This window comes from Chitinophaga agrisoli, from assembly GCF_008386695.1.
GTDB lineage: Bacteria > Bacteroidota > Bacteroidia > Chitinophagales > Chitinophagaceae > Chitinophaga > Chitinophaga agrisoli.
In genome coordinates, this window is record NZ_VUOC01000003.1 from 408,362 (window position 1) to 426,256 (window position 17,895).

The following is a 17,895-nucleotide window of genomic DNA, read 5'->3' on the forward strand; positions in this document are numbered from 1 at the left end:
ATACTATCTTACCAAAATGCCTGGAGCAACCTTAAAGCTACCTATGAGCCAGGAGAAGGCCAGGAGAAGCTTTTCTAAAAACTGTTAAAATACTATCACTTTCCGCCCTTTATTCCACCTTCATTACCTGGGTACGTTTCCCGATCCCATTCTCATTAAATGCCTCAATACAGAAATAATAAGGCTTATCCTTATCCATGGCATTAAAATAATATTCATTGGCGCCATATACCATTATGTTGGTATACAGTTTATCCGGCGCTATCCCGGCATAGATGGTATAACCAGTGGCCTGGTTATTTTGCTCCCATTTGAGCCAGGCATTCCGGCGCTCACTGTTACCCCGTAGCGCGATGAACTCCTTAACAGTATCCGGCACGGCGCCTTTGCCAAAGCCAAATGCCCGCAGCCCGCTGATGGCGAATTTACCGGAAGGCATATGTATATTCTCCAGTTTCAGGTACCGGGCCTGCACCGGGGCGGTGAGCGCTATATAATCATGCGGCACATCAGTAGTATTGCGGCTTTTGTCTGTAAGCAGTTTCCAGGTCTTGCCATCCAGGGAGCTGTAGAGTTTATATTGATGGTATAAACCGGGTTGTTTACCCATGAATGTGGCATCCTGGTCAGCATAATTGATCTGTACCGCATGCAGGGTGCTTACCTGGCCCAGGTCTGTCTGGATCCATTCTCCTTTATTGCCGGTGGCGGCGCTCCAGTAGGTCTTGATGTTTTCATCTACCGCATTATTGGGCGAATAACCGCCATAGGTGGAGGATACCTGTACCGGTTTATTATAGTTCAGCAGCATCCAGCCGGTAAAAAGGTCTTTACCTGCTGGTATGGCGGCATCCGGCATATAATGCGGGTAGTCGCCATAGGCAGTATTACAGTATAGCAAGTCGTCTTTGTCAAAACCGGCCGGCCATATACCTATGCGCCGTTCAAAATTATTCTTCACCACTATGTTGATGGTAGATACATGCCACCAGTTGCCATATTTATCCTGGTAGGTGGCGCCATGGCCGGCGCCCCGGGCAAACCCGCCGGGTTTATAAGAGAAGGGGTTGTGTGATTGGTAAGTGAAAGGCCCCATAGGTTGTTTGCCTATATACACGCCATCGCCATATCCGCTGAACTCTGTGCCTGGCGCGCCGTATTGCAGGTAGTACAGGCCATTATGTTTGTTCATCCAGGCGCCTTCTATAAAAGGTTTGAGGAAGGTATTATCATTATGTTCGCCAAAACGTTCCCAGCCATGCTCATCGTCATGGAGGCGGATAAGGTCTTTGCGTTCGCCGATGGGCTGCAGGGTTTTCCGGTCCACTTCCTGCCCATAGAGGGGATGATCGTTGCTGGAGCCATGGTACAGGTACAGGCGGCCATCATCATCCAGGAAAAAGGCGGGGTCCCAGGCGCCGGCCTGGAAAGAGTCTACCGCTTCCTTCCAGTTATCTGTACGGGGGTGTTGGCTCATCCACAGGGGAAAGTCTTTGGTGTAGGTAGAGCCTATTACCAGCAAGGTATCGCCCAAAACCACGGTGGCAGGTGCACACAGCTCGTCATATACATGATGCCAGGGCTTCAGGAATTTACGGGGCATAAAATGCCATTGCAGCATATCGCTGCTCCACCAGTATCCCCACTGGTTGGTGGAGAAAAGATAGTAGTCGCCTTTAAACAGGGTAATGGTAGGATCTGCCGTAGCGCGGTGTTTGCCTTGTGTTACAAAATTGGGGATGGGGCAATAGCCATAATCCAGGTTGATGGGATTACACCAGGTCTTTTGCTGGGCAACGGTAAATCCCCAGGCAAGCAGGCACACGACCAGCAGCACGTATCTTTTTCGCATGACGTTTCCTTTTTTGTATTGGTAAAAGTAAAAAAAATCCCGTCCACCAAAAGGCGGACGGGGATACGTTTTACTTTAACCTAATTGTTCTTATCTGAAATAGCCATGACGGTCCTTTATGTTTTGCCGGGGGATGTTCTGCCGGGTAGCTGCCGGTCCTGCAGCTGCTGCACCCGTTGTACCTGCGCCTGTCGTTTGGCGGTCCACTGCAGGAATTGTTCATACTGTGGCCCGTTCAACAGCCCTTTTACCTTAGCATCATACGTTTGTTGCAGGCCTTTCAATTGTGCCAGTTGCGGCGTATCCGTTAGCTGGCCGTTACCTTGTATATCTTTTATTTGCTGACGGTATGTTGCGGTGAGGCGGTGCAGCTCATTGTATTGCTGGGCAGTGAGGGACAGGGCCTCCTTCAGCTTTTTGCCGGGCATAGGCGGGGCCTGTGCCAGCATATGTGTGCTAAAGGATAGTAATAATATAGACAGTAACAGCTTCATCCATATTATAGACGGGATAACAGGGGAAAGGTTTAAAAAGAAAAAGCCCACGGTGAAAACCGCGGGCTAATCATACACCAAAACAATCTTACGGTTTTATCGCAAGAAAAGCAGCTCTCTGTACTTGGGCAGTGCCCATTTTTTGTCATCCACCAGGAACTCCAGTTTATCGGAGTGGTAACGGATCACATCAAAGTACGGCTTAATTTTTTCACAATAATCTATTGCCTTCTGACGGCTGTCTGTGAGCTTGTTAGCCACTTTGCGCGCTTCGATCATAGCCTGTACGTTATCACTGATGACATTAATATGCTCAGCTATCTTACCAGCTATTTGTTTTTGCGCTTTGATGGCTTCTTCTCCCAGACCTATTTCTTTCAGACCCCTGATATTCTGGATCAGGTCATTCTGGTAGCTGATAGCAGATGGCAGAATAGTATTTGTAGCCAGGTCGCCAATCACACGAGCTTCGATCTGTACTCTCTTCACATAATCTTCCAGCAGTATTTCATGGCGGGCATGTAATTCTTTTTCGTTGTAAACACCGGTTTCTGTGAACAGCTTGGCCGCTTTAGGCGTAACCAGCGCATCCAGTGCCTGCGGAGTAGTTTTAACGTTGGGGAGGCCTCTTTTTTCAGCTTCAGCAGCCCATTCTTCGCTATAGCCGTCACCTTCGAACAAAATCTTCTCCGAATCTACAATATATTTCCGAAGAGTTTGCATGATAGCAATCTCTTTTTTCTCGCCTTTCTCGATCAGCGCATCTACGTCTTTCTTGAAAGTCTGGAGGGTTTTAGCCATGATGGTGTTCAACACGGTCATTGCGGAAGCACAGTTGGCGGAAGAACCTACGGCGCGGAACTCGAACTTGTTACCAGTGAAGGCAAAGGGAGAAGTACGGTTACGGTCGGTGTTATCCAGCATCAGTTCTGGAATATGACGGTGCAGATCCAGTTTCAGGATAGCTTCGTCCTGCTCATCGAACTTGTTGTTTACGCGGGTCTTAACTTCCTGCAGTACTTCGAACAGGTATTTACCTACGAAAACAGAGATGATAGCGGGGGGAGCTTCGTTGGCGCCCAGACGGAAATCGTTGCTGGCAGAAGCGATGGAAGCCCTCATCAGGTCCGCATAGTCATGTACGGATTTGATGGTGTTCACAAAGAAAGTGAGGAACATGAGGTTGGTCTTCGGGGTTTTGCCCGGGCCCAGCAGGTTCACACCGGTATCAGTAGCCATGCTCCAGTTGTTGTGTTTACCGGAACCGTTGATGCCAGCGAAAGGTTTCTCATGCAGCAGCACTCTCAGTCTGTGACGTTTAGCCACTTTATTCATTACGTCCATCAGCAGGGAGTTATGATCCACTGCGATGTTCACTTCTTCAAATATAGGAGCGCACTCGAACTGGGAAGGAGCCACCTCGTTGTGACGGGTTCTCAGGGGAATACCCAGTTTGTAAGACTCTTCTTCGAAATCGCGCATGAAATCGTAGGCGCGCTCAGGGATAGAACCAAAGTAGTGGTCTTCCAGCTGCTGGCCTTTGGAAGGAGCGTGGCCAACTACGGTACGGCCGCACATTACCAGGTCAGGACGGGCGTTAGCCAGGGTTTCATCTACGATGAAGTATTCCTGCTCCCAACCCAGGGTAGCGGTTACTTTGGTAACGTTCTTATCGAAATAGTTACATACGTCTACAGCCGCTTTATCCAAGGCAGACAGCGCTTTCAGCAGAGGCGCTTTATAATCCAGGGATTCGCCGGTGTAGGCTACAAATATGGTAGGTATGCACAGTGTTTTACCGTAACCCTGTTCCATGATGAAAGCAGGAGAAGAAGGATCCCATGCAGTATAACCGCGGGCTTCGAAAGTAGCGCGTAAGCCACCGCTGGGGAAGCTGGAAGCATCCGGCTCCTGTTGTACCAGGGCATCGCCGTCAAAAGTTTCGATAGCGGAGCCATCGCTTTTGAGCGTGAAGAAAGAGTCATGCTTTTCTGCAGTAGTGCCGGTAAGGGGCTGGAACCAGTGAGTGAAGTGGGTTACGCCTTTTTTCATAGCCCATTGTTTCATGCCGGCAGCAATTTGCTCCGCCATTTTGCGCTCGATCTTGGAACCAGATTTAATGGAGTTCATTAAGCTTTTGTAAGCTTCATCAGTCAGATTCTCCCTTAAGGCTTTGCCGGTGAAGACATTGCTGCCAAACACTTCGGTAATTTTCCCGTTCAGCTGTTCTGGCTTAATTTTTAAATCCATACCGGAGAGACCCTCCAATGCAGTGAAGCGTAGAGATTGCATGCTGTTATTAGGTTTTATACTAAGTAAAGTAATTTTATACAAAAAAACGGCCATTATACTATATAAACAAGAAGTTTATTAATTTTTGGTAAAAAATTTCATTTCGGCAGGAAAAAGAGACGTTTTTTTGATAATTGAATAAAAAATATGGTTGGAGCAGTTTTAAAACTGATGTATTTAAAAAAAGATAATTTGTTTTAGAAGGGTGGATGATGGTGAGTTGCAGGTCCGTGGCGGCTGGTATGGGGTTAAAGAAGGGGAAGGTGGCCATGATGGCTTGTTTTGGGAGGTGGGGAGTACTGCAGGGGAGTGGCAGTTGTGAAAGGGGAGTGGACAAAGAGTGTTGGGACACAGGTCGTTAGGGATGAGGTGGTGGGCACGCCCAGTCTTGGTGTGGGGGCAGTTAGTGGTGGAGGAGATAGGCTATGTCGGCAGCGTTCCTCTACGGGCTGCGCCTGCCGCGGGATGTTGTTTTGCAGGTTGGCTGTAGGAGCCGCGCCAGCCAGGGATAATAGGCGGAGGAAGAATATTAGGTGGAGGAATGAGATAAGCTATGCCGGCAGGGTTCCTCTGCGGGCTGCGCCTGCCGCGGGGTGTTCGCCTGGAAAAGTAGGCTGCAGGAACCGCGCCAGCCAATGCCCGCAGGAGGAACCTGCCGGCAACACAGATTGCACGCTAGGCGGATGGGGTAGCCCTGGTGAGTCCGTTCCCCGCATGGCAAGTATCTTTAACCATGTGATAGCACTACGAGCACCTCCTTTATTATTATATACCATCAAGATAAGTCACCAGGCGTTTTTTATCTCATGCCTATACCAGCCAGTACCAGCCAAACACCCCTAATTCTCCACCAAACCTGCATAACCAGGCCACGCCCACACGCCGCCAGGCATCCCGTCAACCCCAAAATACCTCCCGCAAACCACCACCATACCTTAGCTCACTGTTTGCCAATTGCCGGAAAAAAGCTAGGTTTGCATCTTCTTTCCAATACTTGTGTTTACATATACTTTACTTACATGCAAAGCACTGTAGAAACCGCAGATAAATTAATGCATACCACCGTAGAAACTGCAGAACAACTTGGACTTACCGCAGACGAATTTGAACGCATAAAAACCATCCTGGGCCGTATCCCTAACTTTACGGAGCTCAGCATGTATTCTGTAATGTGGAGCGAACATTGCAGCTACAAAAATTCCATCGTATGGCTCAAATCCCTGCCGCGTGATGGCGAGCGCCTGCTGGTAAAGGCAGGAGAGGAGAATGCAGGACTGGTGGACATAGGCGACGGTTACGCCTGTGTATTTAAGATCGAGTCCCATAACCACCCCAGCGCTATTGAGCCTTTCCAGGGCGCAGCTACCGGGGTAGGGGGCATACACCGCGATATTTTCACCATGGGCGCACGCCCTATTGCCGCGCTCAACTCCCTGCGCTTTGGCAATATCACAGATAAAAAAACGCAGCACCTGGTAAAAGGTATTGTGCATGGCATTGGCCACTACGGCAACTGCTTTGGCGTACCTACCGTTGGCGGCGAAACCTATTTTGAGGACTGCTACGGTACAAACCCCCTGGTAAACGCCATGAGCGTTGGTATCGTAAAAGTTGGCCAAACAGTATCCGCTACTTCCTACGGCGCCGGTAACCCGGTGTTCATTGTAGGCTCTTCCACCGGTAAGGATGGTATAGGCGGCGCTTCTTTTGCCAGCGCAGATATTACAGAAGAAAGCGTGGAAGATCTGCCTTCCGTACAGGTAGGCGATCCGTTCCAGGAAAAGAAACTGCTGGAAGCCTGCCTGGAAGTGATTAAAACAGGCGCGCTGGTAGGTATGCAGGATATGGGCGCTGCCGGTATCACCTGTTCTACTGCAGAAATGAGCGCTAAAGGCGAACATGGCATGAACATCTACCTGGATAAAGTGCCTACCCGCCAGGAAAATATGAAGGGCTGGGAAATGCTGCTGAGCGAAAGCCAGGAGCGTATGCTGATCGTGGTGCATAAAGGCCGCGAAGCAGAAATACTGAAAGTGTTCGAAAAATGGGATCTGCACTGCGTACAGATCGGCGAGGTGACCAAAGAGCCTAATTTGAAGTTCTATATGAACGGCGTATTGGAGGCAGATGTGCCTGCAGAAAGCCTGGTACTGGGCGGCGGCGCACCGCAATACCACCGCGCTTACACGGAGCCGGCTTATTTTGCCAAGATCAATGCTTTTGATATACAGGATATAGGAGATACCAAACATCCCCGCTCCGTAGCGGAAAGACTGGTAAAGCTGCCTAACATTGCTTCCAAACGCTGGATCTTTACCCAGTATGACAGCATGGTAGGCACGGCGAATGCCAGCACCAACAATCCCAGCGATGCTTCCATCGTACTGGTGAAAGGTTCCAAAAAAGCGCTGGCCGTTACTACAGATTGTAACAGCCGGTATGTATTCGCCAACCCCCACATCGGCGGACAGATCGCCGTTGCCGAAGCAGCGCGGAATATCGTAGTGAGCGGCGGCGAGCCGGTGGCTATCACCAACTGTCTGAATTTTGGCAACCCCTATGATCCGGAAGTGTACTACCAGTTTGTACATGCCATCAAGGGTATGGGCGAGGCCTGCCGCAAATTCAATACGCCCGTTACCGGTGGTAACGTAAGCTTCTACAACCAGTCGCCTGATGGACCAGTGTATCCCACGCCTACCATCGGTATGCTGGGTATCCTGGATAGCCTGGATCAGCGCATCACCCTGGATTATAAGGCAGATGGCCACCTGGTTTACCTGGTAGGCCGCAGCCGTAACGATATCAACAGTTCCGAATACCTGCATAAGCTGATCGGTGTTGAATATAGCCCGGCCCCGCACTTCCACCTGGAAGAGGAGCACCAGCTGCAACTGGCTATCGCCAAACTGAATAAAGCGCATTTGATACAGTCTGCCCACGATGTAAGCGAAGGCGGCCTGTTCATCACCCTGCTGGAAAGCGCTATGGCCAGCGGCCGTGGCTTTGACATCCACACCAATAATCATTTCCGTAAAGACGCTTACCTGTTTGGCGAGAGCCAAAGCCGTGTGGTGGTAACCATCAGGCCGGAAGACCAGGAAAAGTTCGAAGCGGTGTTACATGGCCTGGTAGATACTACAGATCACTCTGTACGTCATGAAAAGATAGGCGTGGTAAAAGGTGAGCATGTGATAGTGGATGGCGAAGACTGGGGCAAGGTAGCCGACTGGAAACAACAGTACAATACTGCCGTAGAACATCATCTCGCATAAGCGCGAAAGCGATAAATTTACAACCGGGAGCAAGTTATCTTGCTCCCGGTTTTTTTATGCTGCGTGAGGAGGAGAATCGTTGCCTGTTTGGTAATACCTGGCTGCCGCTGAAAAACCAGGACGTTGCGTTGAGCTTTTCTATATATAACACGTAGGTTACCCCTGTACCATCACTACTGCCGGGTCTGCAATGCCCGGCCGGCGCGCAAAACAGCGGAATAGCCACTGTCGTTATTGCAGTCTTTGCAATCGTGTGTCAAAAAATAACGGCACTAAATCAGCTAAATAGGTATAAGCTACCACCCGAAAGGTGAATTGCGGCCGTCAAAATTGCCGGAAGGAGAGGAGCACCACTCAGATAAGCAGTAAAAAAATTTGCTAAACGTTTAAAACCGTAGATTGTTATTCATTGGAAATCGCTTAACAAGACATTAACAAAATGGCACATTTGTGTGATGTTTTATAGGATATAACACCCTAATTTTGATAATACAAGAGAAGCAAATACAGCATCATTAATCACGAGAAAATTCAAACCTTATTATAAAATTCTGTTAGTTCAATTCGGTTGTTCCTGTTCTATGAAGACCAATTGTTCTACCATGTCCTAATGAAATGCTAAGTGAAATTACACCTAGTGAAAGAACGATTTGTTGAAAGGGTCAGTCTAACCAGCTGACCCGCTTTTTTTATATAACCCCCGGCTTCCTGCACCGCTTTTTCCCTGTAAAAAACAATTCCGGACCCTTGCTGCACCTCGTACAACCCGGATCCGGAATTCATTATGTAACAACGGCTATTACACCATCGGTATCTCTGCCACTTTATATTCTTTCCTGTCCAGCTTCTGCTTGGTTTCGCTGAAAGCTTCCAGGGTAAGGGCAATATCTTCATCGCTATGCGCAGCGGTAGGTATAAGACGGTAAATGATCTGGCCTTTTGGGATCACCGGGTATACTACGATAGAACAGAATATGTTGTAGTTCTCACGCAGATCAAGGCACATGGCGGTTGCTTCCGGAATATCGCCCTGCAGGTAGATAGGCGTTACGGGAGAATTGGTATGGCCAATGTTAAATCCTCTTTCTTTCAGGCCGCGTTGCAGTTTATTTACGTTATCCCACAGTTTTTCCTTCATCTCAGGTTTGCTACGCATCAGCTGTACACGTTTCAAATGACCTATCACAATAGGCAAAGGAATGGATTTAGCGAAGATCTGGGAGCGCATGTTATAGCGCAGGTAGTTGATAATATCCTTATCGCCACTCATAAATGCGCCTATGGAAGCGCCGGATTTAGCGAAGGTATTGAACAGCAGGTCTATTTTATCCTGTACGCCCTGCTCTTCGCCGGTGCCAGCACCGGTTTTACCCATGGTGCCAAAGCCGTGGGCGTCGTCAACCATCAGGCGGAACTCATACTTATCCTTCAATGCGGCTATTTCCTTCAGCTTACCCTGGTCGCCGGCCATGCCAAATACGCCTTCCGTTACTACCAGTATACCGCCACCGGTGGTCTTGGTCAGTTCTACGGCGCGGTTCAGCTGCTTTTCGCAATCTGCAATATCATTATGTTTGAACACATAGCGGTGGCCCTGGTGCAGGCGCAGGCCATCTATGATGCTGGCGTGGCACTCCGCGTCGTATACGATCACATCACGGCGGTTACATACAGCGTCAATGGCGCTCATAATGCCCTGGTAACCGTAGTTCAGCAAAGTAGTATCTTCTTTGCCCATGTAATTGGATAATTCCCGCTCCAGTTGCTCATGGTAATTGGTGTTACCGCTCATCATGCGGGCGCCCATTGGAGAGGCCAGGCCAAAATCTGCTGCCGCCTTTGCATCCGCGGCGCGTACCTCCGGATGGTTGGCAAGGCCCAGGTAGTTATTCAGGCTCCATACAATCTTATCCTTGCCCCTGAATTTCATACGGGGGCCTATTTCCCCTTCCAGCTTTGGAAAGGCAAAATAGCCATGTGCCCTCTCGGAATGCTCCCCGATAGGACCTCTATGCTTCAGCAGTTTTTCAAAAATATCCATAATGTTAATTAATGATTAATTGTGATCATTAAAATCGTGCACAAATGTATTAAAATATTACTTTTTGTAATCTTAGATTACATTTGTTGGCACTTACCAGAACAATAAATTAATTATTTCACTCACTTTATGAAAACAGGAACAATGGCATCTTTTTATAGGATGAACGCCCGTTGTATGGATTCATAGGAACAGTTTTAAATCGTTATTCGGCCATGACATGGATGAAATTATTGGTTTCGGCATTTTTGCTCACTTCACACGGAACAACCGCTCAAAAAGCAACGTCTCCTAAACCTATGTACCGCCCGGCGGACCCTGCAGCTAAAACAGCCGGCCGGCCCAAACTGGTGGTGGGTGTAGTGGTAGACCAAATGCGGTGGGATTACCTGTACCGTTATACCAACCGCTATACTGCCAACGGGTTTAAGCGGCTGTTACAGGATGGCTTCTCCTGCGAAAATACGTTAATTAATTATACCCCTACCATTACAGCCTGCGGGCATACCTGTGTATATACAGGTTCCGTGCCAGCTATTCACGGTATTATCGGTAATGACTGGTATAACCGGGATTTGGGCCGTAATATGTACTGCGCGGAGGATACCAGCGTAAATACGGTAGGCAGCACCTCTGCCGCGGGCAAAATGAGCCCCCGCAACATGCTGGTAACTACTATTGGCGATGAATTGCGCCTGGCTACCAATTTCCGAAGTAAGGTAGTGGGTGTGGCCATTAAGGACCGTGGCGCCATTCTGCCCGCAGGGCACAGCGCCAATGCGGCTTTCTGGTATGATGGTACCACCGGTAACTGGATCACCAGCACTTATTACATGAATGAGCTGCCGTCCTGGGCACAGAATTTCAACGCCCAGCAATGGCCGGCCCGTTACCTGAAAGAGCCCTGGAACACCCTGTATCCTGTAACCTCCTACCAACAGAGCACTACCGATGAGGAGCCTTACGAAGGCCGGTATAAAGGAGCGGATAACACCTCTTTCCCGCACGCTTTGGGTGGCGAGTTTGGCAATGCTTTTGGCGCCATCGCCTCTACCCCCTTTGGCAATACCATGACGCTGGAATTCGCTAAAAAGGCGGTAGAAGGGTATAACCTTGGCCAGGGCAGCGAAACAGATTTCCTGGCCATCAGCCTGTCCTCTACAGACTATGTAGGCCACCAGTTTGGCCCTAACTCCGTAGAGATAGAAGATACCTACCTGCGCCTGGACAAAGACCTGGCAGCCTTTTTTGACTACCTGGATAAAAAGATCGGTAAAGGACAATATACCTTTTTCATTACCGCAGATCATGGCGTAGCACACGTGCCGGGTTTTCTGAAGGAAAATAAACTGCCTGGCGGCGTGGCCAATCCCAGCCTGAAAGCGCTGAATGATCAGATTAACAGCCGCTTTGGCGTAGCCAATGTGGTGATGGCCAACACCAATTACCAGCTGTACCTGAACCATGACGCCATCGAAAAAGCCGGCAAATCAGAAAAGGAGATCGTTGACTTCCTGATCCGGGAGCTGTTACGCCTGCCGGCGGTAGCCAATGCGTTCCCCTTACGGGAGCTGATGCTCACCACCCTGCCGGAACCTATGCGCAGCATGATAAACAACGGCTTTAACGCTAAACGTGGCGGCGATATACAGGTGGTACTGAACCCGGGATGGATAGAAGGCGCCGCTACCGGCACCACCCACGGCCTGTGGTATCCTTATGACGCCCATATTCCACTGGTATGGTACGGGTGGGGCGTAAAGCCTGGTAAAAGCAACCGCACTACCGGCATGACGGATATTACGCCTACCCTGGCGGCCATGCTGCATATCCAGATGCCCAGCGGCAACGTAGGTAAGGTGATCGAAGAAATAACCAGATAATGTGCAGATCTGCGAATATGCAGATGTGCAAATGAAAAATAGGTGCAAATGTGCGGATGGAATGCGGTGACCTGCTGCGTTTCGTCCGCACATTTGCATATCTGCAGATTCGCACATTTTTGACTATATTGCTATCCGGCTTTGCCGGAGATTAAAATTGTCACCTTGTCACACAGTCGCGCCATAACCTTTGACTACATTACCTATGAGGTGGAGCAGCGTATTGCTGCCATAACGCTTAACCGCCCGGACAAGCGGAATGCGCTCAACGGGGCAATGGTAGCGGAATTACAGCAGGCTTTCCAGCAGGCTGGCGCTGACGATGCGGTAAAGGTGATCGTACTGAAAGGGGCTGGCGAGGCCTTTTGCGCCGGCGCAGACCTCGAATACCTACAACAGTTGCAGCGTAATACCTTTGATGAAAACCTGGAAGACTCCCAGGCGCTCATGCGCTTAATGCAACAGATCTATTACCATGATAAGATTGTGATAGCCCAGGTACAAGGCCACGCCATTGCCGGCGGTTGCGGCCTGGTAACCCTATGCGACCTTAGCTACGCCGTACCGGAAGCCCGTATGGGATATACGGAAGTGAAGATAGGGTTCATACCCGCCCTGGTTTCCGTATTCCTGGTAAGAAAAACAGGGGAGGGCAGGGCCCGGGAGCTGCTGCTCACCGGTAAGCTGATAAGCGCGGAAAAAGCGCAGGAGTATGGCCTTATTAACGAAGTAGTACCCGCCGCCAACATAGCCGACTATGTAAACAAGGTAGCCACAGCCTTGTGCGAAGAAGCCGCCGCCAACTCCCTTACTATGACCAAAAAGCTGATTGGAATGGTACTGGATAAGCCCCTGGACGAAGCCCTGGAGCATGCCGCGCGGTTAAATGCCGCTACCCGGGAGCATGCAGAGTGTAAAAAAGGGATCCAGGCTTTCCTGAATAAAGAGAAACTGGTATGGTAATGGCATATTTACTGATATCAGGTTGATTGCGGGCTTTGATAAAAGATAGTATATGTCACACTACAACTGTTCACCGAAATAAATGGATCGAAACAACTTATTTATTCGTAATGCGTATCTAATGATCCGTCATTGTATTCAATCCGCCTGACCTATGAAAAATTTAAGCATCATATATATGAAATTGCCCAACAGCTTGTTTTTGACCTTCCTTATGCTGGGTTTCACCGCCGGTCACCTGTGCGCGCAGCGCCTGGTATCCGATGTGAAGATCGTTTATAAGCTACAGCTGCCACCGGAGCAACTGCAAACAGACGCCTTGCTCGAGGGCAGCACCCTTACCCAATACATCCGCGGGCCGCTGAGCCGTATTGATATGAACCTGAATGTGGTATCCTACACTTATCTCATCAACAGCCGGGAGCAGAACCTGGTAACGCTGATCGATAACCATGGAGATAAATACCTGATCCGCTCCGATAAGGACGAGTATGACAAGGAACTGAAACAATATGCCGGTATCCATTTTAAGGATGAACCAGGCACCAAGGACCTGGTAGGGTATACCTGTAAAAAGGCCATTGGCACTATGCCGGATGGGAAGACCTTTGAAGTGTATTATACGCCTGACCTGGTACCGGAGAATAAACATTACAACCGCCGTTTTGTGAACCTGAAGGGGTTGCCGCTGGAGTTTGAGATCATTACCCGGGCAGGGGCTAAGATGAGTGTTATTGCTACGCAACTGGATCTGCATCCGGTGCCGGCCTCCTTGTTTGAGGTACCGGTGTCTGGGTATAAGCTGATCAGTAAGGAGGAATTGCAGAAAATGGGAAGCTGAGGGGATGTTAAAAAGCATGTTTGTAAAGGCGCAGCCCCTGAGCCGTTCGAACCGGCGCCGTAAACCAGCACCCAATATGCCTGTTTATCTTGTTAGCCGCTTCCTGTTAACCACCAGCCTGTACCGCAAAATCTTATAAACAAAAAAGCCTAAAGTCGAATGCAATTGCTTCTACTTTAGGCTTTCAGCTTTTGGCTGGTAAAAAGGCTGAAAAATATTATTTCAGGGGAAGGATGATCCTAAGTTTATGATATTCCATGTTTGACGGCTGCTGTATCTGTACATTGTACGGCAGCACATAAGTCACATTTCCTCTCTTATACGTCATTACTGACTTGATATTCCAGGAATTGGAAGGGGTCAATTTAAACTCTGAGGTCAGCATACCGGTAGACCGGAAGCCGTCCATGCTCAGGTTCATCTTGGGCATCGCACCCAGTAAAAAGCGGTTCTCCGTCTTTTTAGCTCCTTTGTCTTTATCACTGTTGAGGGCAAGATCGTTAGCACTGGCGGTTAAAGCGCCAAAAACCAGGATGCCTGCCAGTAAGCAGGACAATGAAAAAGACTGCAATATGAAGGTTCTCGTTTTCATTGTATCACAAATGTACAAACTTTTCAATATATCATATAACAAATTCTTAACGCAATTTACAAAAAAATCCTAAAGAACTGTTAAATATTATATAAACGGTGGGAAAATGGCGACGATCGCCCGGATTTGCGTGGTTGGATAAAATTATTATATTTACAGTAATGAATCAAGACTTTCCATTATTTAACGAGGATTTTGAGGAGTTGAGGGACCTTTTGCAGCAGTTCGAAAACCTCAGAGCTGGCCGGTCTCACTCCTTCCTGGATGAAGATTCCTTTGAACAGATCATCGACTATTACGACGAACATGACGAACTGCCTAATGCCATACAGGCTGCAGAAATAGCCATCGAACAATTTCCCTATTCTTCCACCCTGCTCTTGAAAAAAGCAAACCTGCTTATAGAGACCAAGAAGTACTCAGACGCGCTGGAGCTGCTGGAAAAAGCCGCTATCCTGGATAGCACGGATATCAACCTGTATATCCTGCAAACGGATATTTACCTGGCCCTGAACCAGCATGAAAAAGCCGCTGCCGTACTGGAAGAACAGATCAAACAATTTGATGGGGACGATCGTACGGAGCTGTTGCTGGAACTGGCAGACGTATACGATGACTGGGAAGAGTTTGACCGTGTATTTGACTGCCTGAAGATAGCGCTGGAGCATGATCCCAACAACGAGGAAGCCTTGCACAAGATCTGCTTCTGGACAGAATATACCGGTCGCAATGAAGAGAGCATCCGCCTGCATACCCAGGTCATTAATGAGCACCCGTATAACCAGCTGGCCTGGTTTAACCTGGGTACGGCCTACCAGGGCCTTAAGCTCTATGAAAAAGCCATAGACGCCTACCTGTATGCCGTAGCCATTGACGAGAAGTTCGACTATGCCTACCGTAATATGGGCGATGCCTATATCCGCCTGCGCAAGTTCCAGGATGCCATCGAGGTGCTCAGTAAACACCTGGAGATAGCCAAGCCGGAAGATGTGATCTACGAGGCCATTGGCCACTGCTACGAAAAGATGCGCAAATTCACCCAGGCCCGCTATTATTACCGCAAAGCAACGCACTTAAGCCCGCAGGATGATAAGCTGTATTATAAGATCGCGGTGGCTTATATGATGGAGTCCAACTGGGACAACGCCGTAAAGAGCATTGCCAGCGCCTTAAAGATCAATAAGAACAGCGCGGACTATTATATCGCCCTGGGACAGTGTTACCTGGAGCTGGGCAAGTTCAAGGACGCCCTTATTCAATTCATGAGCGCCCTGCGCCTGAAGCCCAATACGATCAGTTCCTGGCAGGAGTTTATCCGCGCCCTGTATATAGCCGGTTTCTATGACGAGGCCATTCTGCAACTGGACGAAGCGGAGCAGAAACTGGGCCGTAAACCGGTATTTATCTATTTCCGGGCCGCCGTGCTCATTGCACAGGGCCGTAGTAAAGAAGGGCTGCTGCAGCTGGAGACCGCCCTGCAGCTGGCGCCCCGTCAGTTAAAGAAAATGGTGGAGCTGGATCCCGCCTTGCTGCAGCATAGCAGCGTAGTGGAGCTGATAGCCCGCTACCGTAGTAAAAAGAAATAGTAACAGTAAACAATAAAAGAACATTCAGGAGGGTGTATCATATTTTTGATACACCCTCTTTTATTCCGGTACATTCCCTTTTAATTTCCGGCAGTGACAGCCGCACTCCGTGGCGGATCGCCTGACCATTTGACCGCCCTGCGGAAAAGGGGCTTATAAATTAGAGATAGTTCTTATTTTTGCGCCGGTTTTCCATTTGGTATTTGATTTATGCTTAAAGACAACTAACGCAGATGAATTTTAATCTCACACAGATCCCGGACCGTACCAGGCAGCCACGCACCCATGGATTGACCATGGTGATGGACAAAGGACTTAGTTTGGAAGAAGCCAGAAATTTTTTGTCAGTGTCCGCGCCGCATGTAGATATACTGAAGCTGGGCTTTGGCACCTCTTTCGTTACCCCCCGGCTGCGTGAAAAGATCGAGCTTTACCAGGCGCATAATATCCCTGTATATTTTGGCGGTACCCTGTTTGAGGCTTTCCTGATCCGTAATCAGCTGGATGAATATATCAAAGTGGTAAAGGACTATGGTATCTCCTATATGGAGGTATCAGACGGTTCCATCACCATCCCGCATGCGGAGAAATGCGGTTATATCGAGAAGCTGGCCAAAATAGGCGTTGTACTGAGCGAAGTAGGCTCCAAAGATGCAGAGCATATTATCCCGCCCTATAAATGGATTGAGCTGATGAGCGCAGAACTGGCCGCAGGCGCCACCTATGTGATCGCAGAAGCCCGCGAGAGCGGTAACGTAGGCATTTACCGCGGCAGCGGCGAAGTAAGGGAAGGCCTGGTACAGGAGATCCTGACTAAGATACCGGCAGAGAAGATCATCTGGGAAGCGCCGCAGAAAGCGCAACAGCTGTACTTCCTGGAGCTGGTAGGCTGTAATGTGAACCTGGGCAACCTGGCCCCGCATGAAGTGATTGCCCTGGAAGCTATGCGCATCGGCTTACGCGGCGATACTTTCCACCTATTCCTGGATAAAGAATAATCCACATCATTAGATGATCAATAACTGAACGTATTCACGGGCACTGTTGACAATGTACAGATGCGGATAATTACAAACGGGTGGGTCCCTTTACCTGATCTGATCACCCGGTTTATCCGGAATGTTTATAGCTGGATTTGAATATCCTGTTTATCTTCAATGTCCGTAATTATCTGTATCATGAATATCTTCAAAACTGTAGTGCTCATGAATACGTTTTTTCAGACCGGCATAATTTGCATTTCACAATTGATCATTCGTAATTCGTAATTGATATGAAACTGTACGGACTAATTGGTTACCCCTTAAGCCATTCCTTCTCCAAAGGCTTTTTTGCGGAGAAATTCAAAAAGGAGGGCATACTGGACTGTGCATACGAGAACTTTCCCCTGGCAGATATAGCGGAATTTCCCAAGCTGCTGGAACAGCAGCCAACGCTCTGCGGCCTCAATGTGACCATCCCCTATAAAGAGGCGGTACTGCCCTGGGTGGATGAGCTGAGCCCGGCTGCAGAACAGATTGGGGCCGTTAACTGCATCCATTTCCATGACGGCAAAAGAACTGGTTTTAATACGGATGTCACCGGTTTTAAAAGATCGCTGCAACCCTTACTGAAACCGCATCATACCCATGCCCTGATACTGGGTACCGGCGGGGCGGCCAAGGCGGTGATGTTTGTGCTGGAAGCGCTCAGTATCCCCTTTACGGTAGTAAGCCGCAAGGCGCAACCCGGCGTAGTTACCTACGAGAGCCTGGATAAAGAGGTGATAGCTGCCCATACCATTATCATCAATACATCCCCGCTGGGTATGTACCCGCAAACAGACACCGCGCCGGCGCTGCCTTACAACGCTATCACTAAACATCACCTGTTGTATGATCTGATCTATAACCCGGAGAAAACATTATTCCTGCAGCAGGGAGAAGCACAGGGCGCCGCTATAAAAAATGGCCATGAAATGCTGGTACTGCAGGCAGAAGCGAGCTGGGAAATATGGAATGAGAAACAATAATTAATGTGCGGATGCGCTAATATGCTGATGTGCTAATGAAATAAAATAATGTGCTGATGTGTTAT

At 48.9% G+C, this 17,895-nt stretch carries 12 protein-coding genes; 7 read left to right on the forward strand and 5 right to left on the reverse strand.

Translation table 11 applies throughout. The annotated features are described in order from the left end of the window. Positions 1–109: 109 nt before the first annotated feature. The 3 genes from F0L74_RS17090 to F0L74_RS17100 all read right to left on the reverse strand — a co-directional run bounded on the left by F0L74_RS17090 (position 110) and on the right by F0L74_RS17100 (position 4,638). Positions 110–1,852, reverse strand: coding sequence for a family 43 glycosylhydrolase (locus F0L74_RS17090; RefSeq protein ID WP_149839112.1), 1,743 nt, complete (start codon positions 1,850–1,852; stop codon positions 110–112). Positions 1,853–1,968: 116 nt separating this feature from the next. Continuing rightward, a complete protein-coding gene (locus F0L74_RS17095) occupies positions 1,969–2,346 on the reverse strand; it encodes a hypothetical protein (protein ID WP_149839113.1) in 378 nt (125 codons plus the stop codon). Between the two features lie 96 nt (positions 2,347–2,442). Further along, the gene (locus tag F0L74_RS17100; RefSeq protein ID WP_188316043.1) at positions 2,443–4,638 is read right to left on the reverse strand and encodes a glutamine synthetase III family protein; all 2,196 of its coding nucleotides are present in this window, start codon (positions 4,636–4,638) and stop codon (positions 2,443–2,445) included. Positions 4,639–5,657: 1,019 nt separating this feature from the next. On the opposite strand from F0L74_RS17100, the gene purL reads away from it, so the two are divergent. Then, positions 5,658–7,913, forward strand: a complete 2,256-nt coding sequence (gene purL, locus F0L74_RS17105) for a phosphoribosylformylglycinamidine synthase subunit PurL (protein ID WP_246197746.1) — start codon at positions 5,658–5,660, stop codon at positions 7,911–7,913. Positions 7,914–8,712: 799 nt separating this feature from the next. Here purL and F0L74_RS17110 read toward each other — a convergent pair. Next, on the reverse strand, positions 8,713–9,954 hold the full coding sequence (locus F0L74_RS17110; RefSeq protein ID WP_149839114.1) for an aminotransferase class I/II-fold pyridoxal phosphate-dependent enzyme: 1,242 nt from the start codon (positions 9,952–9,954) through the stop codon (positions 8,713–8,715). Positions 9,955–10,169: 215 nt separating this feature from the next. On the opposite strand from F0L74_RS17110, the gene pafA reads away from it, so the two are divergent. The 3 genes from pafA (at position 10,170) to F0L74_RS17125 (ending at position 13,641) form a co-directional block, all read left to right on the forward strand. Then, positions 10,170–11,837 carry an alkaline phosphatase PafA gene (pafA, locus tag F0L74_RS17115; RefSeq protein ID WP_246197747.1) on the forward strand — a complete coding sequence of 556 codons (1,668 nt, stop codon included), beginning with the start codon at positions 10,170–10,172 and terminating at the stop codon, positions 11,835–11,837. Between the two features lie 165 nt (positions 11,838–12,002). Beyond that, entirely contained in the window at positions 12,003–12,800 is a 798-nt protein-coding gene (locus F0L74_RS17120) for an enoyl-CoA hydratase/isomerase family protein (RefSeq protein WP_246197748.1), read from the forward strand. Between the two features lie 154 nt (positions 12,801–12,954). Beyond that, positions 12,955–13,641, forward strand: a complete 687-nt coding sequence (locus F0L74_RS17125) for a hypothetical protein (protein WP_213087000.1) — start codon at positions 12,955–12,957, stop codon at positions 13,639–13,641. 217 nt (positions 13,642–13,858) lie between these two features. Here the strand turns inward: F0L74_RS17125 and F0L74_RS17130 are convergent, their stop codons facing one another. Further along, on the reverse strand, positions 13,859–14,233 hold the full coding sequence (locus F0L74_RS17130) for a hypothetical protein (protein WP_149839116.1): 375 nt from the start codon (positions 14,231–14,233) through the stop codon (positions 13,859–13,861). 161 nt (positions 14,234–14,394) lie between these two features. Between F0L74_RS17130 and F0L74_RS17135 the strand changes: the two genes are divergently transcribed. The 3 genes from F0L74_RS17135 (at position 14,395) to F0L74_RS17145 (ending at position 17,830) form a co-directional block, all read left to right on the forward strand. Then, on the forward strand, positions 14,395–15,819 hold the full coding sequence (locus F0L74_RS17135; protein ID WP_149839117.1) for a tetratricopeptide repeat protein: 1,425 nt from the start codon (positions 14,395–14,397) through the stop codon (positions 15,817–15,819). Positions 15,820–16,052: 233 nt separating this feature from the next. Then, a complete protein-coding gene (locus tag F0L74_RS17140; protein WP_149839118.1) occupies positions 16,053–16,817 on the forward strand; it encodes a phosphosulfolactate synthase in 765 nt (254 codons plus the stop codon). Between the two features lie 275 nt (positions 16,818–17,092). Next, positions 17,093–17,830 carry a shikimate dehydrogenase family protein gene (locus F0L74_RS17145; protein ID WP_149839119.1) on the forward strand — a complete coding sequence of 246 codons (738 nt, stop codon included), beginning with the start codon at positions 17,093–17,095 and terminating at the stop codon, positions 17,828–17,830. The last annotated feature ends 65 nt before the right edge of the window (positions 17,831–17,895 follow it).

Bases quoted from the DNA above. Each gene is read 5' to 3' on its own strand.
- F0L74_RS17090 (WP_149839112.1), bottom strand. From the start codon at position 1,852: ATGCGAAAAAGATACGTGCTGCTGGTCGTGTGCCTGCTTGCCTGGGGA.
- F0L74_RS17145 (WP_149839119.1), top strand. From the start codon at position 17,093: ATGAAACTGTACGGACTAATTGGTTACCCCTTAAGCCATTCCTTCTCC.
- purL (WP_246197746.1), top strand. From the start codon at position 5,658: ATGCAAAGCACTGTAGAAACCGCAGATAAATTAATGCATACCACCGTA.
- F0L74_RS17130 (WP_149839116.1), bottom strand. From the start codon at position 14,233: ATGAAAACGAGAACCTTCATATTGCAGTCTTTTTCATTGTCCTGCTTA.
- F0L74_RS17125 (WP_213087000.1), top strand. From the start codon at position 12,955: ATGAAAAATTTAAGCATCATATATATGAAATTGCCCAACAGCTTGTTT.
- F0L74_RS17135 (WP_149839117.1), top strand. From the start codon at position 14,395: ATGAATCAAGACTTTCCATTATTTAACGAGGATTTTGAGGAGTTGAGG.
- pafA (WP_246197747.1), top strand. From the start codon at position 10,170: ATGACATGGATGAAATTATTGGTTTCGGCATTTTTGCTCACTTCACAC.
- F0L74_RS17110 (WP_149839114.1), bottom strand. From the start codon at position 9,954: ATGGATATTTTTGAAAAACTGCTGAAGCATAGAGGTCCTATCGGGGAG.
- F0L74_RS17095 (WP_149839113.1), bottom strand. From the start codon at position 2,346: ATGAAGCTGTTACTGTCTATATTATTACTATCCTTTAGCACACATATG.
- F0L74_RS17100 (WP_188316043.1), bottom strand. From the start codon at position 4,638: ATGCAATCTCTACGCTTCACTGCATTGGAGGGTCTCTCCGGTATGGAT.
- F0L74_RS17140 (WP_149839118.1), top strand. From the start codon at position 16,053: ATGAATTTTAATCTCACACAGATCCCGGACCGTACCAGGCAGCCACGC.